This window comes from Scandinavium lactucae (assembly GCF_033843265.1).
GTDB lineage: Bacteria > Pseudomonadota > Gammaproteobacteria > Enterobacterales > Enterobacteriaceae > Scandinavium > Scandinavium lactucae.
This window is the reverse complement of the sequence record NZ_JAWXRD010000003.1, coordinates 1-21,931: the sequence shown is the minus strand read 5'-3', so window position 1 is coordinate 21,931 and position 21,931 is coordinate 1. Positions and strand designations below refer to the sequence as shown.

Here is a 21,931-nt window from a genome sequence, read left to right as displayed (position 1 = left end):
CGTTTACTCATCATCCGGATCAAGACGGCGGCGGCTAATGATGCGCAGCAGACGCCACAGCACCCACGCCAGCAGAACCACGCTCAGCGCGGCCAGGATCGATAACAGAATCGGGTGGTTGGAGAGGGCGAACCACACGCGTTCGTACCACGGCAGGTGGCCGACGTAATACACGTCGCCCACGCGCATGCTGTTCACACCAGACTCACGGATAACCGACACCGAACCAAACATCGCCGCCCGTTTGCCGCTGTCGTTTAGCGCCTGATTGAGCAGCTCGGAACCGCGCGGGCTGTCGGCCATCAGCGCAATGACGCTGCGCTGATCGTGGTACGGAGACTGGAAGCCAATGATCGCTGCCATCGGGCCTTTGGAGCTCACGGTAGTCTGCGACATCGGTTGACGTTCATAGTTATCGAGCGTCACAGAGGACAAGGCATTGTGCCGCACCGGGGTTTTCACCCAGCTTTGGGTGGCGTTCACCAGCAGCTCGATATGCTGGTCGTCTTTCAGCTTGTCAGGAATGGAACCGATCAGCAGGATGTCTGCATCCTGCTTCTGCATCTCGCCCGGTTCGTCGGTCAGCTTCAGGTTCGCGCCGGTCAGGCCCACCTGACTCCCGATGGTCGCCACGCTGTCCAGCAGGGTGCTGACCTGGTCAGCCGTTGGATTTTTCGGCATCACAATCAGCGTGTCGGAGAGATCAGCCATACGGCTGAACGGGAAGCCCGCATTAGCAAACGCGCGCAGATCCGGCATCGCCAGGAAGTGATAGTAGTTGGAGAAGTCGATGGTTGAATCGTCCCCAATCACCACATTGTTCTTGATAGGCTGGAAGGTGATGCAGTTTTCAATCGTACCGCCCGGCATCGGGTTGGTGTACTGGAAGTCGAACCGCAGCTGGTTCACCGCCCCTAAACGCAGTGCCGGGATCGACACTTCGTTTTTTCCGTCAATCAGTCCCTGAACAATCGGCAGACGCATCAGCAGGCTGTGCGTGTCCTGGCTGCTGTTCAGGCTATAGGATTGCAGAAACTGGTTGTTAAGATTGATATCCATCCGCGAGCTGTCTTTGATAGCGGGCTGGGTATAGCGATACTTCAGATCCATATCGATGCCGTTGCTGCGCAGCAGATATAAATCCGGCGGCAGGTTCAGCGACAGGTTAATCGACGCCGGTTCCAGCCCGGTGGACTGCAACTGCTGGTCGTAGGATTTCAGCTCGCCGAAGGTGACTGCACGCTCGGTATTCACCCAGTTCGGGGCATCGTAAGGCTTGCGCTTGAGCAGCGATTTAATGTCATCGACGGTGACGCTGTCGCCCCGGAACAGGATGTTGCCTGCGGCGATGCCGTTTGCGGCCTGCAACAAGTCTTTGTCATCCCGACCGAACACCACCAGCAGCTTGTTGTACGGATCATTCGGGTTGTCGATCATGCTGATCGTCGGGGCCTTCACCAGCGGATAGTCACGCAGGAAGTCCGGGCGTTTATCGTTGGTGGCGAAGACGATGGCATTGCGGTCCGGCACCTGGTTATACAGCACCGGGAAGGTCTGCCCCCGCCAGCCCGCGCGTGAGCCAAACCATGAGGCAATAATCGCCGCCGCTTTCTGCTGGTTAATATCCGGCGTACCCGCAAAGACGATCGGCAGATTCAACGGACGATTATCACGGGAATCAAAGAACGGCACCGGGAAGTGCGACAGATCGTTTTTGACATTCAGCTGCTCGAGCGTCATGTCCAGCGAGGTATTACGCGCCACATCCAGCCACAGCGTGGTGCTGGCGGTATTTTCACACACGTCGCGGTAGTGGCCGACAAACTCCAGACGCACGTTGTTCAAATCGGTGATGAACAGCGGATCGACCGGGACCTGAGCCATCACTTTTTTGCCCAGCTGTTCTTTGGTGACCGGCAGCACACCCATCAGCTCATCGTTGAGATACACCTTCAGCTGCGACTGCACCGGCAGCAGCGCGGGCGATGGGGTATACACCAGATTCAGTACCGCTTTGGAGACCACTTCGTCACTGCGGGTGCCGAACTGCACTGACCCGGTTGGGTTAGCGCCTTTCAGCACCATGCTGCCCGGTGCGGGCGCGATTTGGGCAAAGCTGAGCTTCACGTCGCGAGTCGGCGAATTTTCAACTACCGCAGGGGTTGCCGCCGCATTAGCGTCGACCGCTGCCGGGTCAGTCACCGTTGGGCTGACCATCCCCGGCGTGGCGGTAGCCGGAACCGGCGTCGCAGTCGTGGCGTCTGCGTCTGCCGCGGTGGCAGGCGCAGCATCGGCTGCCGTCGTTTCGGAATAGGTAGTCAATGGGACAAAAGCACTCATGCCCACTGCCGCTGCGCACATCCAGGAAAGTTTTCTTTTCATCGTATAGTCATCATTGTTGAGCCATAGCCGGTTCAGGCAGTGTCGTTCCCGCGTTGCGCTCCGGGCGGCGCGGTATGAAAGAGACAACCCAGGCAACCAGAGCCAGAAGCGATCGGAAGATAAATTTCACCGAAGGCGGCGCGAATTCCGCCAGATGGCGATAGCCACGGAACCCCAGTTTTAAAATGTCCAGCATACTCTCCAGCGGTTTGTCTTCCGGATAGCTGTCCTGCCACAGCGCCCAGGTATCGGCGCGGGCAAAGGTACACTGAACAAAATCGATATGCTGACGGGTCGACATCGGCAATAGTTTCAGGCCGACTTCGCTGCCCATCACGCGGGTGACCTGCATCGGGAAGGCATACTCCTGCTGACCGCGTTTGAGCAACAAGCTAACGTTTTGCCCTTCCAGCACCTGCGCCTGACCGTTGATTTGCAGGCCCACGCCGCCGTCGGAGAAGTCCTGTAACGTACAGGAGAACAGGTGTCCATCTTCCCGGGCAATCGCCGCAGGCATTTTCATTTCAACACGGTGGGAGCGACGCACCTGCTTACTTTCCACCGACACCGCCACCGCGCCGCCGAGAATAATCAGGTTGTAGAACACCCACACGATACTGACCCATACGGTCAAAATTTCATTTTCCGGGCCGGTAAAGTGCCGCCAGATACCCACGGCAATGCCGACCAGGTTGAGAATAACCAGATACAGATAGGGCCGGGAAATGACCCAGTCGACGTACTCCTCTTTCACCAGACCGCCCTTCGCCGTCACGTTAAAGGTGCCGATTTTCGGGTTAATCAACGCCACGATGGTGGGCGGGGCGATATACCAGGCCAGCACCGTTTCGTAAATTTCACTCCAGAACGAGTGGCGATATTTGCCCTGAATTTTGGAGTTGGTCAAGCTGGCGTGGATCATGTGCGGCAGCACGAACAGGGCAATCATCAGCGCCGGAGCGTAGATGATATAGGCATGCAGCAGCAGGAACGCCAGCGGCGCGGTGAGGAAGATCAGACGCGGTACGCCGGACAGAAAGTGCAGCATGGCGTTGGCATAGCAGATGCGCTGGGACCATTTCAGCCCTTTGCCGAACAGCGGGTTATCCATACGGAAGATTTGCACCATTCCGCGCGCCCAACGAATACGCTGCCCAATGTGCGCCGACAGGCTTTCGGTTGCCAGACCAGCCGCCTGCGGGATACGCATGTAGGCCGAGGTGTAGCCGCGACGGTGTAAGCGCAGCGAAGTGTGCGCATCTTCGGTGACCGTTTCAACCGCAATGCCGCCGACCTCATCCAGCGGGCCACGGCGGATAACGGCGCAGGAACCGCAGAAGAACGTCGCATCCCACATGTCGTTCCCGTCCTGCACCAGACCGTAGAACAGCGTGCCTTCGTTCGGCGTTTTACGGAAACGCCCGAGGTTACGCTCGAACGGATCGGGTGAGAAAAAGTGGTGCGGGGTCTGCATCACGCCAAGTTTCTTATCTTTCAGGAACCAGCCGACGGTCATTTGCAGGAAGGAACGCGTCGGCACGTGGTCGCAGTCGAAAATAGAAACCAGCTCGCCTTTCGCCAGCTTCAGGGCATTATTGATATTGCCCGCTTTGGCATGTTCATGCGTGGTACGCGCCACATACTCCACGTTCACGTCTTTGGCGAACTGACGAAACTCCTCGCGACCGCCATCATCAAGGATCCAAATTTTAAGTTTGTCCTTCGGCCAGTCAATCCCCAACGAGGCATAGACGGTGTTTTTTACCACGTTGAGGTCTTCATTGTAGGTCGGGATAAAGATATCGACCGACGGCCACAGCGCCATGTCTTTCGGCAGCGGCACCGGCTGACGGTTGAGCGGCCAGATGACCTGGAAATACCCCAGCACCAGCACTATCCAGGCGTAGGTTTCGGCAAACAGCAGCGTCAGGCCGCACACCAGGCTGACCGGGTCGTCCCAGTTCAACGTCGAGGTATAGCGCCACCAGATATAGCGGCAGGAAACCGTCAGCGACAGCACCACCAGCATGAGTGCCGAGAAACGCCCCGGCATCCGGCGCACCAGTAAGGCCACGCCCCACAACAGCAGCAGGAAAATAAACTGTGACAGCGGGTTAAACGGCTGTGTCACACACACCAGCGCCAGCAGCAACGAGCAACCAACCACCACCCCGAGGATCAGTTTGCGCAGTTTCGGGCTGACGTGGGCCAGCTCCTTTTTATGGTTTATGTGCTCGGTTTTCTTACTCATCCGCTCGGGCAAATCTTCCATCCATTGATGGTAACGCCCGCGCGCACCGGTTAGCGCCTTCAGCCCTTTCCAGTCGACATTCTTGCGCTCGCCCATCGGGCGGGTCGCCACCAGCCACAGGCTTTGCAGCAGATAGCGCACCGGGTCGAGTGGGCGCGGGCGATGGGCGTCGATATGAGGGTAATAGCCGTGGTGGTTGGCGCGGATCTGCTGCCAACGCGGGTGTTCTAAGGGGATCAATAACCACGCCAGCGCCACCCATAAACAACCCAGGGTCGCCCCGAGCCAGGATGCGTTGTGATGACGATAATCAAGATAACGCGCGCGCAGACGGGCCCCTGCTTCTGGTGCCAGCAAAAGGGCGGTAAGGCGTATCATGGCGACTGCTCCACGGGCGCGTGCATCCCGGCGTAATGCATCACACACCAGTTGGCGAGGGTAATCACTTCTTCTGCCGCCAGAGAATCACCGCGATATTCCCCCAGCGGCTGCTTAGCGGCCAGGCACTCGGCGATAGATTCATCGCGATGGATGACCACCGGCAACATGCGCGGCTGGCTTTGCAGCCAGATGCGGTAAATGTCATCCTGGACATGGCTGCCGATACGTAAATCGTTAATCAGAATATGGCTATGTTTGGGCAGAATTTGTTGATGCAGACGGATATGCGCATTGGCATCCGGATTGACGATGGTCAGCATGTGATGACAGGCTTCGATTAACGGCTGCATCCACGGTGCAACATCGTGCGGTAAATCAATCAGGATCCAGCGACGTGGCCTCTGCTGGTGCAGCGTTTTGGCAATCTCAACGGCCTGATTCAGAACCGGCGTCAAAACGTTAACATTTAACCGTTCCGTAACAGAAAGCTGGCCAAACGGCAGAAAATCGAGCTGAGTGGTGTAGCGCATCCCGGCATCTCGCCAGTCCTGCCCGTCAAGCAGCGCACGCGCCCAGCCGTCACGATGAGCAATGTCGTCATTGAAAAAGTAGCGCAGCATATTATCCGGGCAGGCATCAATAATCAGAACGGTCTCGCCCAGCATCTGCAACGCCCAACCCAATGCGGCGGTCAGCGACGTGGTTCCGGTGCCGCCTCGCAGGCCCTGTAATCCCAAAATGGCCATTCAGGCTTCCTTATTTTTGTTCCGCAAACTCAGCCAGCAATGGCCAGCGCTTCAAGGCGGCGGCAAGATGCTCGCGTTGGGAAATATCGGTATAATCTATTTCAGGCAATGAAAATGCCCGACTTAAAGCCAAAAAATCATTTTGGAAGGTGTAACCAGGCATTGAATCTGACATTGTCCGGAGTTCATTTTCAGACATTTCTTTTGACCCTTCATCGGACATTTGGTGGATAAACGTATCGGACATTTCTTTCATTCAAGAAAGTAAAGCAAGGGTTCATCAGCGAGAGAGACTCTGTCCGAACGGGAAATTCGTCACATGCTATGACTGTTACTCTTTAATTTCAATGTTAGGTTTAATCTGAGACTTTTGCTAGTAAACTAATACGTAGTCAAACTTGAACACGAGGGACACCGTGGACCCTGTATTTTCACTTGGAATCCAGTCCTTATGGGACGAAGTTAGCCATATGCCTCTGGGTGGTGTCTGGTGGATGAACGTTGAACGTCGTGAAGACGCCGTGAGTCTAATGAATCAGACGATAGCCGCACAGAATTCTGACGCTAAAGTCGCCGCGATTACGATGGGGGAAAAACCCCACAAATTAGTAAAACTAAATGCCTCTCACGGCCCTGAGAAAATACGCCTGTTCAACATGCCAAAAAATGAAAATGGTCTATACTCGCTGCGCCAGGATCTGCTTTGCTCATTAGATCCGGCCGGGTATTTATTTATCCTGTTGTGTGCGGATAACGCCTGGCAGAATATCCCACCAGAGCGCATCAAGAAATGGCTGAATAACGTTCAGAGCTGGGCCAAATACTACCGCTGCTCCTTACTTATCCTAAATCCGGGAAACAATACGGATTCTCAGCTCTCACTCCTGCTGGCTGAATATCGTGCCCTGTCCGGTTTGGCGAGCCTGCGTTTCCTGGGGGATAGCCACCTGCTGGATATTGCGTTTTGGGCCAATGAAAAAGGCGTCAGCGCCCGTCAGCAGCTGCAGGTCAACGACAGCGGTAAAACCTGGCAGCTGGCGGTGCAGGAAGAAACGGTCGTGCAGCCGCGCAGTGACGAAAAAGATGTCCTCAGCAGCAAAAGTGCCCTTGAAGGCGCTCCGCCGTTATCCGAACACTGGACGGTATTTGATACCAACGATGCGGTGTTTAATGCAGCCCGCTCCGCGCAGGCCGCCACCGTCATTTTTACCGTGGAACAAACCAGCCAGATTGAACAACTCGCCCATGACATTCATGCCCTGCGCCGTCAGCGCGGCAGTGCGATGAAAATTGTGGTGCGTGAAATCACCGCCAGCCTGCGTGCCACCGACGAACGTTTACTCCTGGGCTGCGGTGCAAATCTGGTGGTGCCATGGAATACCCCGCTTTCCCGCTGCCTGACCCTGATTGAAAGCGTGCAGAAACAGCAGTTCCAGCGTTACGTACCGGAGGAAATTGGTACCCTGCTGTCGATGACCCAGCCGCTGAAACTACGCGGGTATCAGAAATGGGATATCTTCTGCAAAGCGGTACACAACATCATGAACAACCCGCTGTTGCCTGCCGATAATAAAGGCGTGATGGTAGCGCTGCGCCCGGTGCCGGGCCTGCGCGTGGAACAGGCCTTAACCCTGTGCCGCCCCAACCGCCTGGGCGATATCATGACCATTGGCGACAATCGTCTGGTGATGTTTTTGACCTTCTGTCGCATCAATGACCTCGACACCGCCTTAAACCACATTTTCCCGTTACCGACCGGCGATATCTTCTCTAACCGTATGATTTGGTTTGAAGATAAGCAGATTACGGCCGAAATCGTGGAAATGAGCGCAGTGACCGCCGACCGTTGGACCGCGCCGCTGCCGGTGACCACTGAAAAGAACGAGGTGATGAACGCCGTCCACGATGGGCGCAGCTGGCGACGCTACCCGGAACCGCACCGCCTGACTGACGCCCAGGGAGGACAACCGCAATGATGTCTATTGCCGATATTATTCAACTGGTTGTGCTGTGCGCCCTGATTTTTTTCCCTTTGGGATACATCGCGCGTCACTTTATCCGTCGCATCGAAACAACCTTTCGGTTGATGTTCTTCAGACCCCGTTACGTTAAACCGGCTGGTGTCCTGCGCCGGTCAGATCTCGTCAAGGCAAAACAAAACGATGACTAACCCTACTCAAACCGCCGTCTCCTCATCGCCATTTTGGCAATACTGGCGCGGCCTTTCTGGATGGAACTTCTACTTTCTGGTGAAGTTTGGCCTGCTGTGGGCGGGATACCTTAATTTTCATGCGCTACAAAACCTGGTGTTTATGGCGTTTCTGCTGCTGCCGATCCCCAACCGCAAGCTGCATAAACTGCGGCACTGGATTGCTATTCCGGTAGGGATCGCGCTGTTCTGGCACGATACCTGGCTGCCCGGCCCGGAAAGCATTATGAGCCAGGGCTCGCAGTTGGCGGGCTTCAGCGTGGATTATATTGTCGACCTGGTGACGCGCTTCATTAACTGGCAGATGGTGGGCCTGTTCTTTGTTCTGCTGGTCACATGGCTGTTTTTATCCCAGTGGCTGCGCGTGACGGTCTTTACGGTGGTCATTATGGTCTGGCTGAACCTCATCACCGTGGTGGGCCCGAACTTTTCGCTGTTCCCTGGCGGACAGAATACCGGCACGGTGACCACCACCGGCGGTACTGCGGCGGCAACGGTGGCTACCGCCAACGCCAAACCGGTGGTCGGCGATATGCCTGCGCAAACCGCCCCGCCGACCTCAGCCAACCTGAACGCGTGGCTGTCGAGCTTCTACGCGGCGGAAGAAAAGCGCCAGACCACCTTCCCGACAGCGTTACCGGAAGATGCACAACCGTTCGAGCTGCTGGTGATCAACATCTGTTCCCTCTCCTGGGATGATATTGAAGCCGCCGGTCTGGCTCAGCATCCGCTGTGGGCGCACTTTGATATCGTGTTCAAACACTTTAACTCCGCGACCTCCTACAGCGGCCCGGCGGCGATTCGTCTGCTGCGCGCCAGCTGCGGTCAGCCGTCGCATACCAATCTTTATTCACCCGCCGCCAAGCAGTGCTATCTGTTCGATAACCTGGCCTCGCTGGGCTTTAAAACCCAGCTGATGCTCGGCCACAACGGCGTGTTCGGTGACTTCCTGAAAGAGCTGCGCAACTACGGCGATATGCAGGCTCCTCTGATGGACCAGAAAGGGCTGCCGGTCAATCTGCAAGCCTTCGACGGTTCGCCGGTCTATGACGACCTGGCGGTGTTGAAACGCTGGCAGGAAGGAGAAGGGAAAGAGGATGGCGCGCGTACGGCGACCTTCTTCAATATCCTGCCGCTGCACGACGGGAACCACTTCGCTGGCCAGAGCAAAACCGCCGACTATAAAGTGCGTGCCCAGAAGCTGTTCGATGAACTGGATACCTTCTTTACCGAGCTGGAAAAATCAGGCCGGAAGGTGATGGTGGTGATTGCGCCAGAGCACGGCGGTGCGCTGAAAGGCGATAAAATGCAAGTCTCCGGCCTGCGTGATATCCCCAGCCCGAACATCACCAACGTACCGGCAGCGATTAAATTCTTCGGCATGAAAGCCCCGCATCAGGGTGCTGCCATTGAAATCGATCAGCCGAGCAGCTATCTGGCAATTTCGGAACTGGTTGCCCGCGCACTCGACGGCAAAATGTTCACCGAAGACAGCGTTAACTGGGAGCAGTACACCAGCGACCTGCCACAAACCGCCCCAGTTTCCGAGAACTCTAACGCGGTGGTTATCCAGTACCAGGGCAAACCGTATGTCCGTCTCAACGGCGGCGACTGGGTGCCTTATCCGCAGTAATCGTTTCGCGTAAAAAAACCGGAGCCTCAGGCTCCGGTCATAGTGCTGACAAGTTCTAACGCGCCCGGCGGCGCTACTCTTATCGGGCCTACGGTCTCTGTAGGCCCGATAAGCGTCAGACCAGCGGCTTCTCGCCGTTTTCGTCCTGATCCACCGCGAAGCAGGCCACCAGTTGACCGCCATAGTCTTTCAACTGCGGCTGGAGCTGGGTGCAGGGGCCGAAGCGACGACGACAGCGAGCGTTGAACGCGCAGCCTGGCGGCGGATTCAGCGGGCTCGGCAGCTCGCCGGTCAGCTTGATACGCTCGCGGCGATCGTCCGGATTCAGACGTGGTGTCGCGGACAACAGCGCCTGCGTGTACGGATGGCGCGGATTGCTGAATATCTGCTCCTTGGTGCCTTTTTCCACGCAGCGCCCGAGGTACATCACCATCACTTCATCGGCGATGTGTTCCACCACCGACAGGTCGTGGGAGATAAACACGTACGACAGGCCCATGTCCTGCTGCAAATCCATCATCAGGTTCAGCACCTGCGCACGGACGGAAACGTCGAGCGCCGACACCGGTTCATCGGCAATCACCACGTCCGGGTCAAGCATCAGCCCACGCGCGATGGCGATACGCTGCCGCTGACCGCCGGAGAACATGTGCGGATAGCGGTCATAATGCTCGGTTTTCAGGCCCACTTTGGCCATCATTTCCAGCACTTTTTCCTTACGCTCCGCCTTGCTCAGGCGGGTGTTAATTTGCAGCGGTTCTTCAAGGATCTGGCTGACTTTCTTGCGTGGGTTCAGCGAGCCATACGGGTTCTGGAACACAATCTGGATCTTCTGACGGCGCAGCTTTTCGGCGGTGGCGTCAGGTTGAAGCAGGTCCTGGCCCTGATAGTAAAGTTCACCCCCGGTCGGGATTTCGATCATCGTCAGCAGGCGGCCCAGGGTAGATTTACCACAGCCGGATTCGCCCACGACCGCCAGCGTTTTACCGCGCTCGAGGGTGAACGACACCCCGTCGAGGGCTTTCACCAGGCGCTCCGGGGCAAAAATGCCCTTCTTCACCGGGTAGTGTTTTTTCAGGTCGATAGCCTGCAACAGCGGCTGTTGCGAGGTGGCCTCATGCGTACTCATCGTGTTGGCCTCCCGGCATCATCGAGGGGGTAATGGCATTTGGACTGACGACCGCCGTCGACGGCGTTCAGTTCCGGTTCTTCGCTACGGCAGCGGTCGGTGGCATACGGGCAGCGCGGGTTGAGCAGGCAGCCTAGCGGACGGTCGTATTTGCCCGGCACCACGCCCGGCAGCGAGGCCAGACGCGCTTTATCCTGAGCAAACTCCGGCAGCGCACGCAGCAGCGCTTGGGTATACGGATGATGCGGCGCGCGGAAGATATCCTGCGCGGCCCCGGTTTCCACCACCTGGCCGGCATACATCACGATAATTTTGTGTGCCGCTTCCGCCACCAGCGCCAGGTCGTGGGTGATCAGCACCAGCGCCATGTTCTCTTTCTGCTGCAGTTCCAGCAGCAGCTCGATGATCTGCGCCTGAATGGTCACATCCAGCGCGGTGGTCGGTTCATCGGCAATCAACAGCTTCGGACGACAGGCAATCGCCATCGCAATCATCACTCGCTGACTCATCCCGCCAGAGAGCTGGTGCGGATACACGTCCAGACGCGAAGCCGCATCGGGAATGCCCACCAGGTTCAGCAGGTCAATGGCGCGCTGACGACGCGTTTTCTTGTTGCCGCCCTGATGCACCTTAATCGCTTCCATAATCTGGAAACCCACGGTGTAGCACGGGTTAAGGCTGGTCATTGGATCCTGGAAAATCATCGCCACTTCCGCGCCCACCAGCTGGCGGCGTTCTTTCTCGGAAATGCGCTTCAGGTCGCGACCATTAAACTCCAGTTTGTCCGCCATCACGCGGCCCGGGTAATCAATCAGCCCCATAATCGCCAGCGAGCTGACGGATTTACCGGAACCGGATTCCCCGACGATGCCGACCACTTCGCCCTGCTTTACGCTATAGCTGATGCGGTCCACGGCGCGAAACGGGGTGCCTTCGTCGCCGAAGTGCACCGATAATTTATCTACATTTAATAACGCCATCTCGTGCCTCTTACTGCTTCAGTTTGGGATCCAGCGCGTCACGCAGACCGTCGCCCATCAGGTTAAATGCCAGCACCGTAAGCAGGATCGCCAGACCCGGGAAGGTCACGACCCACCAGGCGCTTTGCGCGAACTGCAACACGTCGGAGAGCATGGTGCCCCACTCCGGTGTTGGCGGTTGCGCACCCATGCCAAGGAAGCCAAGAGCGGCCATATCGAGAATGGCGTTCGAGAAACCGAGCGACGCCTGAACAATCAGCGGCGCAAGGCAGTTTGGGAAAATATTGACGAACATCTGGCGCATCGCCCCCGCCCCCGCCACGCGAGAAGCGGTCACGTAGTCGCGGTTAACCTCGACCAGCACCGCCGCACGGGTTAAACGCACGTAGTGCGGCAGGGCCACGAAGGTCAGCGCCAGCGCGGCGTTGCCTATCGACGGTCCGAATATCGCCACCAGCACCAGCGCCAACAGCAGGCTCGGCAGGGCCAGCATGATGTCGACCACACGCATAATGATGTTATCGACGATGCCGCCGAAGTAGCCCGCCACCAAGCCAAGGATAATCCCCAGCACCAACGACAGCACCACCACCAGACAGCCGACCAGCAGCGACAGGCGCGCGCCGTACATCAGACGCGACAGCACATCGCGGCCCACATCGTCGGTGCCGAGCAGATGCGACAGCGTGCCGCCTTCCTGCCAGAACGGCGGGGCCAGCAGCGAATCACGGAACTGCTCCGCCGGGTTATACGGGGCGAGGACGTTAGCGAAAATGGCGACAATCATCACCACCACCACATACGCCAGACCGACCACCGCGCCTTTATTACGTTTAAAGTAGTGCCAGAACTCCTGCAACGGGGTCATGGGCACCGGTGCAGCAACTTTAGTTTCAGTGACTTGTGACATGATGGCCCCTTACTTCCTATGACGAATACGCGGGTTCACCACGCCGTACAGCAGGTCGACCAGCAGGTTAACGAGGATAATCATCGTCGCCACCAGCAGGACCCCGCCCTGCACCACCGGATAATCACGGCGTTGCAGAGCATCAATCAGCCAGCGCCCAAGGCCCGGCCAGGAGAAGATGGTTTCGGTCAGGATCGCCCCGGCCAGCAACGTGCCGACCTGCAAACCGATAACCGTCACCACCGGCAGCATGGCGTTACGCAGCGCATGGACGATAATGACGCGCATCCGGGTCAGGCCCTTCGCACGCGCGGTACGGATATAGTCTTCGCCGAGCACTTCCAGCATCGCCGAACGGGTCATACGCACAATCACTGCCAGCGGGATAGTGCCGAGCACCACCGCAGGCAGCACCATATGCGCGATGGCGTCGATGAAGTCGCCCGGTTCGCCCCAGATGGCGGTATCAATCAGCATGAAGCCGGTTAATGGCAGGGTATCGTCGAGGAACACCGAATCGCTGATACGCCCGGAGACCGGGGCCAGGTTCCACTGCACCGACACCAGCATGATAAGCATCATGCCCCACCAGAAAATCGGCATGGAATAACCGGTCAGGGCGAGGCCCACGGCGGTGTGGTCGAAGATGGAGCCGCGTTTTACCGCAGCAAGGACGCCGACCGGGATCCCGATGGCAACCGCGAAAATCATGGCGCAAACGCCAAGTTCCAGCGTGGCTTTAAAGCGCGGAACGAACTCGTCCCACACCGGCAGACGGCTTTTCAGTGAAATGCCTAAATCGCCGTGAAGCACACCCCAGATGTAATGGAGATACTGTTGCCACATTGGCTTATCAAGGCCCAATGCAGCCAGAAGCTGTGCGTGACGCTCAGGGGAAATACCGCGCTCACCGGCCATAATCATCACCGGGTCACCCGGGATCATATGGACAAAGGCAAAGGTCAGCAGGGTAATACCGATAAAGGTCGGGATGACTAATCCCAGACGTCGGAGGATGAACTGCAACATAACCCGGACTCTCTCTCATGACACACTGCCTGGCGACAGCGCATCTGTATTGCTCACAACTGCCGGGTGGCGCTGCACTTACCCGGCCTACAATTTCGTAGGCCCACGCAAGCGCAGCGTCGCCGGGCATAGAGGGGCACTCGCGTACCCCTTACATTTTTAATTATTCGATGGAGACGTTTTCGAAGTGGTGCTTACCTAATGGATCGACCACATAGCCTTTGACTTCTTTACGCACCGGCTCGTATACGGTGGAGTGAGCGATGATCAGCGCCGGAGCCTGGTCATGCATCACTACCTGAGCCTGTTTGTACAGTTCAATACGCTTGTTGTGATCTTCCGCCGCACGCGCCGGTTGGATCAGGTCTTCAAACGGCTTGTAGCACCAGCGAGAGTAGTTAGAACCGTCTTTCGCCGCAGCACAGCTGAACAGGGTCGCGAAGAAGTTATCCGGATCCCCATTGTCGCCGGTCCAGCCCATCATTACCGACTGATGCTCACCCGCTTTGGCGCGCTTGAGGTACTCGCCCCACTCGTAGGTCACGATGTTGGCTTTCACGCCCACTTTCGCCCAGTCAGCCTGAATCATCTCAGCCATACGGCGAGCGTTCGGGTTGTAGGGACGCTGAACCGGCATCGCCCACAGGTCGATGGTGAAGCCATCGGCATGGCCTGCTTCTTTCAGCAGTGCTTTGGCTTTTTCCGGATCGTAGGTGTAGTCCTTAACGTCGTCGTTATAGCCCCACATGGTCGGTGGGATCAGGTTCTTGGCAGCAACGCCTGCACCCTGATAAACGGCTTTGATGATCGCTTCTTTGTTCACCGCGTAGGTCAGCGCCTGACGAACTTTGACTTCATCCAGCGGTTTCTTCTCGGTGTTGAATGACAGGTAACCAACGTTCAGACCCGCCTGCGACAGCAGGTTGATGTTTTTGTCCTGCTTCATGCGAGCGATGTCAGCCGGGTTCGGGTATGGCATCACCTGGCATTCATTTTTCTGCAGTTTGGCGTAACGGACGGACGCATCAGGGGTGATAGAGAACACCAGACGGTCGATCTGTGGCTTGGTGCCCCAGTAGCCCGGGAAGGCTTTGTACAGAATACGGGAGTCTTTCTGGTACTGCTGTAGCTGGAACGGACCGGTACCGATTGGGTTCAGGTCAACTTTCTCCGGCGAACCGGCTTTCAGCATGTTGTCAGCATATTCTTTTGACAGGATAGACGCGAAGTCCATCGCCAGGTCTGCGAGGAACGGCGCTTCCGGGCGAGTCAGCACGAATTGAACGGTTTTATCGTCCACTTTCTTCACTTCGCTTATCAGGTCCGGCAGGCCCATGCCTTCAAAGTATTCGTAGCTGCCGCCAGAGACTTTGTGGTACGGGTTTTTGTCGTTTTTCTGACGGTCAAAGGAGAACACGACGTCGTCGGCATTTAAGTCACGCGTCGGTTTGAAATCTTTGTTGTCCTGCCACTTCACGCCCTGGCGCAGGTGGAAGGTGTAAGTTTTGCCATCTTCACTGACTTCCCACTTCTCAGCCAGACCCGGAATAATTTCCGTGGTGCCGGTTTTGAATTCAACCAGACGGTTATAAATAGGAACGGAGCTGGCGTCGTAGGTGGTACCAGAGGTGAACAGCTGTGGGTTAAAGCCTTCCGGCGAGCCTTCAGAACAGTAAACCAGGGTTTTGGCCTGTACGCTTGCTGCTACAGTCAACGCCACCAGGCTAAGACCAAGCTTCAGCATCCCTGACTTTTTCAAGGAAATACTCATTATTCTGCTCCAAATGTGATGTTTGTTTGTTGTGTTTTTCCGCCAGGCCTTTATTTGTTTTTTACCCGGTCTGGTCGGTGGTGCCCGAAGGCGTTAAAAGGGTTGGAGATTCCTTTCAGAAGAGCGATTGAGTAGCAGCGCAGATCCTCCCTGAAATGCCCCTCATGCCCTACAATCTGTCAACAGAATGGGTAAACGTCAATACAGGTAACCGGGATTTACATCAACGGTGAGAATAGCCTGACAAAGATTAAAAAAAGTTCAGGCAGGTATTTTCAGCAGGGAAATTTATGCTACGCGCTTAACAGCAGCACAATCATCTTCACACTTTGCAATAACCAGTGATTAACAATTGTGCGAATTGCTAAAAATTTCTGGCGAAATGGCGATAATCTGAGCGATTAATAGCGTGAACGTTAAAACGCACAGGCGAAAATGCTGAGGTTATCCATAAGTAACGCAATAAAAAGGCTAACCAAATATAAAAAAATACAATGGAATATGTCACAAAACGGTTATCTGGCGATGCGAAGAGAGGATGGTGAGGATTTTTGGCGGTTATGGTATGCGTATATAGCAGGCAGGTTCATTCAAAAACAGCAGAGGAAGAGAGAGCATGAGTTCACATCCCCTCCGGCAGGTTATCGAGGCATGCGATAAGGCGATATCGGAGAAAGATTACGACGCGCTAATGGCGTATTACGCTGAAGATGCCGCCCTGGTGGTGAAACCCGGCATGACGGTGCAGGGCAAAGAGGCCATCCGCAACGCCTTTATCGCCATCGCTGATTATTTTCAGGGCCAGCTGGTTGTTGAGCAGGGTGACATGCAGGTCATCGAGGGGGCGGGTAATGCGCTGGTCATTATGGAAACCCGGCTGCGTTTTCCAGGCGGCGACGGAACCCCTGTCGAGATCACCCGCCGCGCGACTTATGTTTTCCGCCAGGAAGATAACGGGCGTTGGTTATGCACGATTGATAATTCGTATGGGACAGAACTGTTGGGGTAATTCATTGCCGGGCGGTGCTGCCGTAGATCCGTTCAGCGCAGCGCCACCGGGCGATTGAGACAGTTTAGACTGCAACGTTTCATATCACCTTTTCATTTCCTGAAGCGCCCTCGCATTTATTAATTTCTCCCTTTTCCTCCTGCACTGTTTTTTTATTCAGTGGAGTAGGATGTGTGGGCACTGAGAAATATGAGGGGTCTGTAGAGACTGATTATATGAGCGCGGCATGAAAGTGCTGGAAACACTTCCATACCGCTGACCACAAGCAACTTAGAAGGAGTTGATTATGGCTGCCAAAAATTTTAAGCCAGAAGTCGCTATTGCCAAAACAGTTTCAAACGCTTTGCCTGTTATTTCAGAAAACCGCGACGCAGCACGCAAAAATGACGGTATTTCTAAGCCCTTACGCCGCATGTCAGTCAGTTATGTCAATGTTCGGCATTATGACCGCCGGACCCATATAACCAGGCGCTACACCCGCAGCGCGAGTCTGCGTCTGAATGGCCGCTGGATGGAAGAAGCCGGGTTTACGACCGGCACCAACCTGGATATCCGCGTGATGCCCGGTTGCCTGGTGCAGACCGCACAAGATCCCGAACCCACTCCGCCGCCTGAGCCGGAGATTATGCAGACGCTGAAGAAGGTCTGTAAGCTTTCAGGCCGCAAGCAACAGCAGATCCTCGAGTTTATTGAGGTGATCACCGCCAAGCGACCACCTGCGGGGAAGGGGGCTGACGGTCTGAGTTGCAGACAAAAATATCCCGGCTCAGTGGCCGGGATATTTAACAGTTAATAAAAATCTGGTTCTATTCGACCTTCAGCTTTCAGGATCTCAAGGAAGCGTTTATAGGCAACATCATCCCGTTCTAATATATCATCCAGTAACTTTTCTTTTATCAAAGCCCAATGATATATCCCATTTATATGCGTGGAAAAATACTTAAATGTGCCATGCAAAGTTGAATCAATAACTTGAACATTTTTTGCATTATAAGCAAGTAAACCGCCATAGTTTTTAGGCAACCCTAAAAATAGAGTTTCATTTCCAAGCCAATATATGGCGAACACATCTAATATGGTTCCATCTTTCTCTTTTATTTTCATTTGACCTGCCCTTTAATATTCTCGATCACATCTGCTGGATTAGAACTAACCCTTTGAGGAGTATCAATTTTAATATCATAGGCTTTACCCGTAGTAGAGTTATACTGATAATGAACAGTGATTGATTCCCCTTTAGCATTTTTCTGAACTACCTGCATTTTTTGGAACCCTGCACTTGCAGGAAAACGAGGATCATTATTCATTCCTGGCAGTATTTCCCCTTTTGCAGGGTTTTCCTGCACCTGCTTCCAAACTATTTGTTCATTCAGATCCCTTGGTATTGCTGATTGTTTACCCGGCTTCGCCGTCGATATTTTCTCAGCAGCCTTAATAATTATCTTGTTATCAATAATATTAACGGCTTTTCCGACCAGTGCCAAAGCCCGTTCAGCAGGAATAGAGGACAGTAGCGCCAGTGCATAGTCTTTCGCATCTTCCGCTGATAACAGTGCCATCACGGTATCGGAACCTGGATTGTTGCTCAGGATGGCTTTAACGATGTCTGCACCTTCCGGCAGATCGCCTTTGACCATCCGTTCCATGTCCGCTTTGACTTGTTCTGGCGGCAGATTGTTGTCTTGCGCATATTGAGCATAAGAGGCAACGGACTGACCATAGTCGGTTATCCCTTTTGGCAGACTCAGCGCATTATTCTCAACCGCATTCTTCCCGGCACTTGCCCCTGCCGCTACGCCTGCCGTGTCGCCGCCTGCCAGACCACCCGCCATTCCCGCAGAGATACTCGCCAGCGTGCTGACCGTTTGTTTCTGGTCTTCTGTCAGCGTATCCAGGTCCTTCACACCCGGGTACAGCATTCCGGCAATCGCTTTGGCGGCCAGTTCCCCCGAGGCACCTCCGACCGCTCCTGCGGCGGCACTGTTACCCTGCATCGCCGCCGTCACGCCGCCGAGGATCGCATGCGCAATCGTTTTGGCTGCCGTATTGTCATCAATACCGGCCTCGTGACCAATGATGTTCGCCAGCTCCGGGGCCGATGCCCCTGCCAGCGCGCCAGCAATATTCCCCCCTGCCAGGCCCTGAAGTGCAGCGGTCGCCGCCTGGATACCACGCTGCATATCGCTGCCGGTGCCGTACTTCTGCATTTCATCTTTATAGGCCTGCGTGTTACGCAGTTCGGCCAGATAGTTCTGCCGCTGTTCTTCTGTCGGGTTATCCGGAAGTCTCGCTTTCGATTCGCTTTTCGCTTTCTCCAGCGCGTTTATCTCACCCTGCGTCCGCGCGATATCCGCCGCCTGGCCGCCAATATCGCTGTGAACAGGGACAACTGGTGATCCGGCCGTTCTTCGCTGAGTGACAGGTAAAAAATCCTGGCTAGGCGGCCGGAATATCGTTCATTTAATAATCAGAGTAATAGGTAATTTGATAATTTTCGCCTAATTCAAGCTGAAGAGACTTAGCTAACTCACTACCTTCTCTAATAAAATTCAATTCATCTTCTTTTGTCTCAAAGCCTGATGCTGCTGGCTCTTCATCATTTAATATTGAGTCATATTTTTCTGACCAATTATCAAGTCTTTCCTTTAGTTCCTCAGAAAGAGGCAAGCTTTCCGGATCAATATTATCGACTTCTCCAGGAGAATTTTCCCATAGTGAAAATGAGTAATAATCCGCCATTAATTTTATCATTTTCATTTCACTCTCCCAGCTGGATTAGCTCCTACCATAAAACCATTACTAAATAGCTGCGCGGAATATTAGATCACTTAAAGGGAACTCAGCCCGGATTGTGCGATCTGATCAATTGCCAAATATCCCACATCACTAACCGGACTGAGCGATGCCGATCATAGCCCCCATACCCCGTATCGAACGACGCCTGATGTAGAAAACTATCCATAAAACGCGTGACAAGAACCATGCCCGCAGACTTACCGCCATGCTGATGTTACACCGGGGAGACCGTGTCAGCGATGTCGCCAGAACACTCTGCTGTGCCCGTTCATCTGTCGGTCGCTGGATTAACTGGTTTACGCTGTCGGGTGTTGAAGGTCTGAAGTCCTTGCCCGCAGGGCGCTCCCGCCGCTGGCCTTATGAGCATATCTGCGCACTGTTACGTGAACTGGTAAAACGCACTCCCGGTGATTTTGGCTATCAGCGTTCACGCTGGAGTACCGAACTGTTGGCAATAAAAATCAATGAGATAACCGGATATCAGTTGCATGCCGGAACCGTTCGTCGCTGGCTGCCCTCTGCCGGGCTTGTGTGGCGCAGAGCGGCCCCGACCCTGCACATCCGTGACCCACATAAAGAGGAGAAGATGGCGGCAATCCATAAGGCACTGGAAAAATGCAGCGCAGAGCATCCGGTCTTTTATGTAGATGAAGTGGATATCCACCTCAATCCCAAAATCGGGGCAGACTGGCAGCTTCGTGGGCAACAAAAGCGCGTGGTAACACCGGGACAGAATGAAAAATACTACCTGGCCGGGCGCTGCACAGCGGTACCGGAAAAGTCAGCTACGTTGGCGGCAACAGCAAGAGTTAGGTGCTGTTCATCGCCCTGCTGAAACACCTGAAAGCCACATACCGACGGGCAAAAACCGTCACGCTTATCGTGGATAACTACATCATTCACAAAAGCCAGGAAACGCAGCGCTGGCTGAAAGAGAACCCGAAGTTCAGCGTGATTTACCAGCAGGTTTACTCGCCGTGGGTGAACCACGTAGAGCGACTGTGGCAGGCGCTTCACGACACAATAACGCGCAATCATCAGTGTCGTTCAAGGTGGCAACTACTGAGAAAAGTTCGTCATTTTATGGAAACCGCCACCCCGTTCCCCGGAAGAAAGCATGGTCTGGAAAAAGTGTAGCGGTATTAGGCGCAGCTATTTAGGCCTTCAGGTAATTGAATTAGAGGTCAATATAGACGCTTCTTGCGCAATGCTTTCTACATCCAGCCTCTGCAATTTAGAAAAACATTGGTCATGGTCGCTGGCAATGTCTTTTTCACGCAGTTGATTGACCGTTTGCTGCGCTTTCTCGCGTTCAACCGGGTCTTTGCTGTTCAGTTTCAGCTTCGCTATCTCAAGCTCTGTCTTCTCTGACACACTCAGATAGTTATTCTCAACAACAACTTTATCCGTTGTGCAGTTAGCCAGCGAAAACCATTTTTTCCAGTACAGTCAGCTGGTTACAACCTATTTCTGCCAGTGCATTCTGATGCACGGGTGCATAAGCCCTGACGTGCGTTTTCGCATCCCGTTACCCATTTTTCCCGACACTGTTAAAGAACATTATTCCACTGGTACAACAGAATATCTGTGGCGTCATTCGCCAGAAGGATTGAACTCACTTATTAAGTAAGGTTTTTCTAGCTTCTGACAAAGCATATTGAAACCAATCAAAGTCTATGGCTCTAGCATTCGAAGAGAACTCAACCTTAATATTACCCTCGCCATCCTCTTGTTGCAAAAGTGCAATGAATTCACCATCACAATAGATTTCGGCTATTAAATTTTCATAATCAACATCACTTGCAACAACAATTTTCAATTGATATTTATCAGTCATCATTATGGCTCCAAAAATCCACGGAAATTACCTTGAGGATCAAAGCGAGCTCCTCTTCCATCAGGAGCTATAACATCAAAACCACCAAAACGATTACCTTCTTTAACAGTAGCGCCTGGTGCTTTAACTATCCCGTCCAGTATTTTTTGTCCCTGATCATTCATTTGAGCTGGATTACCTTTAGCAACGGGAAATGCACTCCCTTCACGACTACCATGTTTTTGTAATGCTCTACCCGCAACTGTCAAATTTCCTGCTTTAACTGCTGAGTCAGTTTTAGCGCCAGTTTCTAATAATGTATCCAGTTCAAGCTGACCAAATTTTCCTGCATTAATAGAGTTTGAACTAGAAGAGATATTCTTAGCCGCAGTTGCTGCCACAGCTTCAGCCTTCGCAGCACTGGCTTCTGCCGCTGACTTACCTATCCCTACAGCACCGCCGGCACCTACGCCACCAGGAACTATAGCTTCGGACAGCTGGATCCCGGCATTATTCAGGCACAGCACGACATTACCCGCACAGGCCTGAATTGCCGCCTGTGCTGCTGCGGCTATCTCAGGTGTTGCTGCTGCCAGAACACCACCACCCAGACCAGCAGGCAACGCTACCATCAGGGCATTCTGCATCGCCAGTCCTTTCTGACAGGATGCCGAGCCGGGATCAGTAGAGCAAGAGGCAATATTTCTAGCTTGCTCCCGAATGGCCTTTTCCTGGCCAACTTCCGTCCCACCGATTAGATTGTTTTCCGCCGCATTCTTCCCGGCACTTGCCCCTGCCGCTGCGCCTGCCGTGTCGCCGCCTGCCAGACCACCTGCCATTCCCGCAGAGATACTCGCCAGCGTGCTGACCGTTTGTTTCTGGTCTTCTG

19 protein-coding genes and 3 pseudogenes are annotated in these 21,931 nt (G+C 54.5%); 6 read left to right on the top strand and 16 right to left on the bottom strand.

Annotation, left to right across the window (positions count from 1 at the left end):
- Window positions 1–3: 3 nt before the first annotated feature.
- The 4 genes from bcsB to bcsR are packed head-to-tail and all read right to left on the bottom strand — an operon-like array spanning window position 4 to window position 5,959.
- Window positions 4–2,382 carry a cellulose biosynthesis cyclic di-GMP-binding regulatory protein BcsB gene (gene bcsB / locus SIK69_RS04410; RefSeq protein WP_319785509.1) on the bottom strand — a complete coding sequence of 793 codons (2,379 nt, stop codon included), beginning with the start codon at window positions 2,380–2,382 and terminating at the stop codon, window positions 4–6.
- Window positions 2,383–2,392: 10 nt separating this feature from the next.
- Window positions 2,393–5,011 (bottom strand): UDP-forming cellulose synthase catalytic subunit, encoded by a 2,619-nt coding sequence (bcsA, locus tag SIK69_RS04405; protein WP_319627136.1) that lies wholly within the window; start codon window positions 5,009–5,011, stop codon window positions 2,393–2,395.
- Window positions 5,008–5,760, bottom strand: a complete 753-nt coding sequence (gene bcsQ, locus SIK69_RS04400) for a cellulose biosynthesis protein BcsQ (protein WP_319627137.1) — start codon at window positions 5,758–5,760, stop codon at window positions 5,008–5,010. Before bcsQ ends, bcsA begins: the two co-directional genes overlap by 4 nt.
- 10 nt (window positions 5,761–5,770) lie before the next feature.
- Window positions 5,771–5,959: a cellulose biosynthesis protein BcsR gene (gene bcsR / locus SIK69_RS04395; protein WP_319627339.1), complete on the bottom strand. Its 189-nt coding sequence runs from the start codon at window positions 5,957–5,959 to the stop codon at window positions 5,771–5,773.
- A gap of 217 nt (window positions 5,960–6,176) precedes the next feature.
- Between bcsR and bcsE the strand changes: the two genes are divergently transcribed.
- The 3 genes from bcsE to bcsG are packed head-to-tail and all read left to right on the top strand — an operon-like array spanning window position 6,177 to window position 9,602.
- The gene (bcsE, locus tag SIK69_RS04390; protein WP_319785508.1) at window positions 6,177–7,736 is read left to right on the top strand and encodes a cellulose biosynthesis c-di-GMP-binding protein BcsE; all 1,560 of its coding nucleotides are present in this window, start codon (window positions 6,177–6,179) and stop codon (window positions 7,734–7,736) included.
- Complete coding sequence (gene bcsF / locus SIK69_RS04385; RefSeq protein WP_319627139.1) at window positions 7,733–7,930, top strand: cellulose biosynthesis protein BcsF; 198 nt, start codon at window positions 7,733–7,735, stop codon at window positions 7,928–7,930. The genes bcsE and bcsF overlap by 4 nt, the downstream gene beginning before the upstream one ends.
- Window positions 7,923–9,602: a cellulose biosynthesis protein BcsG gene (gene bcsG, locus SIK69_RS04380; RefSeq protein WP_319627140.1), complete on the top strand. Its 1,680-nt coding sequence runs from the start codon at window positions 7,923–7,925 to the stop codon at window positions 9,600–9,602. The genes bcsF and bcsG overlap by 8 nt, the downstream gene beginning before the upstream one ends.
- Before the next feature lie 115 nt (window positions 9,603–9,717).
- Here bcsG and dppF read toward each other — a convergent pair whose 3' ends face one another.
- The 5 genes from dppF to dppA form a co-directional block, all read right to left on the bottom strand.
- Complete coding sequence (dppF, locus tag SIK69_RS04375) at window positions 9,718–10,731, bottom strand: dipeptide ABC transporter ATP-binding subunit DppF (RefSeq protein ID WP_319627141.1); 1,014 nt, start codon at window positions 10,729–10,731, stop codon at window positions 9,718–9,720.
- Window positions 10,728–11,711: a dipeptide ABC transporter ATP-binding protein gene (dppD, locus tag SIK69_RS04370; protein WP_319785507.1), complete on the bottom strand. Its 984-nt coding sequence runs from the start codon at window positions 11,709–11,711 to the stop codon at window positions 10,728–10,730. Before dppD ends, dppF begins: the two co-directional genes overlap by 4 nt.
- A gap of 10 nt (window positions 11,712–11,721) precedes the next feature.
- Entirely contained in the window at window positions 11,722–12,621 is a 900-nt protein-coding gene (gene dppC, locus SIK69_RS04365; RefSeq protein ID WP_319627143.1) for a dipeptide ABC transporter permease DppC, read from the bottom strand.
- Between the two features lie 9 nt (window positions 12,622–12,630).
- Window positions 12,631–13,650: a dipeptide ABC transporter permease DppB gene (gene dppB / locus SIK69_RS04360; protein ID WP_319627144.1), complete on the bottom strand. Its 1,020-nt coding sequence runs from the start codon at window positions 13,648–13,650 to the stop codon at window positions 12,631–12,633.
- Window positions 13,651–13,813: 163 nt separating this feature from the next.
- Entirely contained in the window at window positions 13,814–15,421 is a 1,608-nt protein-coding gene (dppA, locus tag SIK69_RS04355; RefSeq protein ID WP_319627145.1) for a dipeptide ABC transporter periplasmic-binding protein DppA, read from the bottom strand.
- A 616-nt stretch (window positions 15,422–16,037) separates the two neighbouring features.
- On the opposite strand from dppA, the gene SIK69_RS04350 reads away from it, so the two are divergent.
- Together SIK69_RS04350 and SIK69_RS04345 are read left to right on the top strand one after the other, a co-directional pair.
- A complete protein-coding gene (locus tag SIK69_RS04350) occupies window positions 16,038–16,430 on the top strand; it encodes a YybH family protein (protein WP_319785506.1) in 393 nt (130 codons plus the stop codon).
- A 286-nt stretch (window positions 16,431–16,716) separates the two neighbouring features.
- The gene (locus tag SIK69_RS04345; protein WP_319785505.1) at window positions 16,717–17,223 is read left to right on the top strand and encodes a SymE family type I addiction module toxin; all 507 of its coding nucleotides are present in this window, start codon (window positions 16,717–16,719) and stop codon (window positions 17,221–17,223) included.
- On the opposite strand, the gene SIK69_RS04340 is transcribed toward SIK69_RS04345, so the two are convergent.
- From SIK69_RS04340 to SIK69_RS04330, 3 genes and pseudogenes are all read right to left on the bottom strand, one after another.
- Window positions 17,220–17,534, bottom strand: a complete 315-nt coding sequence (locus SIK69_RS04340) for a hypothetical protein (RefSeq protein ID WP_076707545.1) — start codon at window positions 17,532–17,534, stop codon at window positions 17,220–17,222. The two genes, SIK69_RS04345 and SIK69_RS04340, sit on opposite strands and share 4 nt — an antisense overlap.
- Window positions 17,535–18,169: 635 nt before the next feature.
- Window positions 18,170–18,805 (bottom strand): annotated as a pseudogene (locus SIK69_RS04335) (VENN motif pre-toxin domain-containing protein); the annotation flags it as partial.
- 85 nt (window positions 18,806–18,890) lie between these two features.
- Complete coding sequence (locus SIK69_RS04330) at window positions 18,891–19,187, bottom strand: immunity protein CdiI family protein (RefSeq protein WP_319785504.1); 297 nt, start codon at window positions 19,185–19,187, stop codon at window positions 18,891–18,893.
- 199 nt (window positions 19,188–19,386) lie between these two features.
- Here SIK69_RS04330 and SIK69_RS04325 point away from each other — a divergent pair.
- A pseudogene (locus tag SIK69_RS04325) lies at window positions 19,387–20,363 on the top strand (IS630 family transposase).
- 27 nt (window positions 20,364–20,390) lie between these two features.
- On the opposite strand, the gene SIK69_RS04320 reads toward SIK69_RS04325, so the two are convergent.
- The 4 genes and pseudogenes from SIK69_RS04320 to SIK69_RS23000 all read right to left on the bottom strand — a co-directional run.
- Entirely contained in the window at window positions 20,391–20,600 is a 210-nt protein-coding gene (locus tag SIK69_RS04320; RefSeq protein ID WP_319785503.1) for a hypothetical protein, read from the bottom strand.
- 241 nt (window positions 20,601–20,841) lie between these two features.
- Window positions 20,842–21,066 carry a hypothetical protein gene (locus tag SIK69_RS04315; protein WP_319785502.1) on the bottom strand — a complete coding sequence of 75 codons (225 nt, stop codon included), beginning with the start codon at window positions 21,064–21,066 and terminating at the stop codon, window positions 20,842–20,844.
- On the bottom strand, window positions 21,066–21,674 hold the full coding sequence (locus SIK69_RS22965) for a tRNase toxin domain-containing protein (RefSeq protein WP_511071498.1): 609 nt from the start codon (window positions 21,672–21,674) through the stop codon (window positions 21,066–21,068). Before SIK69_RS22965 ends, SIK69_RS04315 begins: the two co-directional genes overlap by 1 nt.
- A 120-nt stretch (window positions 21,675–21,794) precedes the next feature.
- Window positions 21,795–21,931 (bottom strand): annotated as a pseudogene (locus tag SIK69_RS23000) (VENN motif pre-toxin domain-containing protein); the annotation flags it as partial.

Coding starts and splice junctions, on each gene's coding strand:
- bcsA (WP_319627136.1), bottom strand. CDS start 5,011: ATGATACGCCTTACCGCCCTTTTGCTGGCACCAGAAGCAGGGGCCCGT.
- dppB (WP_319627144.1), bottom strand. CDS start 13,650: ATGTTGCAGTTCATCCTCCGACGTCTGGGATTAGTCATCCCGACCTTT.
- SIK69_RS04350 (WP_319785506.1), top strand. CDS start 16,038: ATGAGTTCACATCCCCTCCGGCAGGTTATCGAGGCATGCGATAAGGCG.
- dppA (WP_319627145.1), bottom strand. CDS start 15,421: ATGAGTATTTCCTTGAAAAAGTCAGGGATGCTGAAGCTTGGTCTTAGC.
- bcsB (WP_319785509.1), bottom strand. CDS start 2,382: ATGAAAAGAAAACTTTCCTGGATGTGCGCAGCGGCAGTGGGCATGAGT.
- bcsG (WP_319627140.1), top strand. CDS start 7,923: ATGACTAACCCTACTCAAACCGCCGTCTCCTCATCGCCATTTTGGCAA.
- SIK69_RS04340 (WP_076707545.1), bottom strand. CDS start 17,534: ATGAAAATAAAAGAGAAAGATGGAACCATATTAGATGTGTTCGCCATA.
- dppC (WP_319627143.1), bottom strand. CDS start 12,621: ATGTCACAAGTCACTGAAACTAAAGTTGCTGCACCGGTGCCCATGACC.
- bcsQ (WP_319627137.1), bottom strand. CDS start 5,760: ATGGCCATTTTGGGATTACAGGGCCTGCGAGGCGGCACCGGAACCACG.
- SIK69_RS22965 (WP_511071498.1), bottom strand. CDS start 21,674: ATGGTAGCGTTGCCTGCTGGTCTGGGTGGTGGTGTTCTGGCAGCAGCA.
- SIK69_RS04330 (WP_319785504.1), bottom strand. CDS start 19,187: ATGAAAATGATAAAATTAATGGCGGATTATTACTCATTTTCACTATGG.
- dppD (WP_319785507.1), bottom strand. CDS start 11,711: ATGGCGTTATTAAATGTAGATAAATTATCGGTGCACTTCGGCGACGAA.
- bcsF (WP_319627139.1), top strand. CDS start 7,733: ATGATGTCTATTGCCGATATTATTCAACTGGTTGTGCTGTGCGCCCTG.
- SIK69_RS04345 (WP_319785505.1), top strand. CDS start 16,717: ATGGCTGCCAAAAATTTTAAGCCAGAAGTCGCTATTGCCAAAACAGTT.
- dppF (WP_319627141.1), bottom strand. CDS start 10,731: ATGAGTACGCATGAGGCCACCTCGCAACAGCCGCTGTTGCAGGCTATC.
- SIK69_RS04315 (WP_319785502.1), bottom strand. CDS start 21,066: ATGATGACTGATAAATATCAATTGAAAATTGTTGTTGCAAGTGATGTT.
- bcsR (WP_319627339.1), bottom strand. CDS start 5,959: ATGTCTGAAAATGAACTCCGGACAATGTCAGATTCAATGCCTGGTTAC.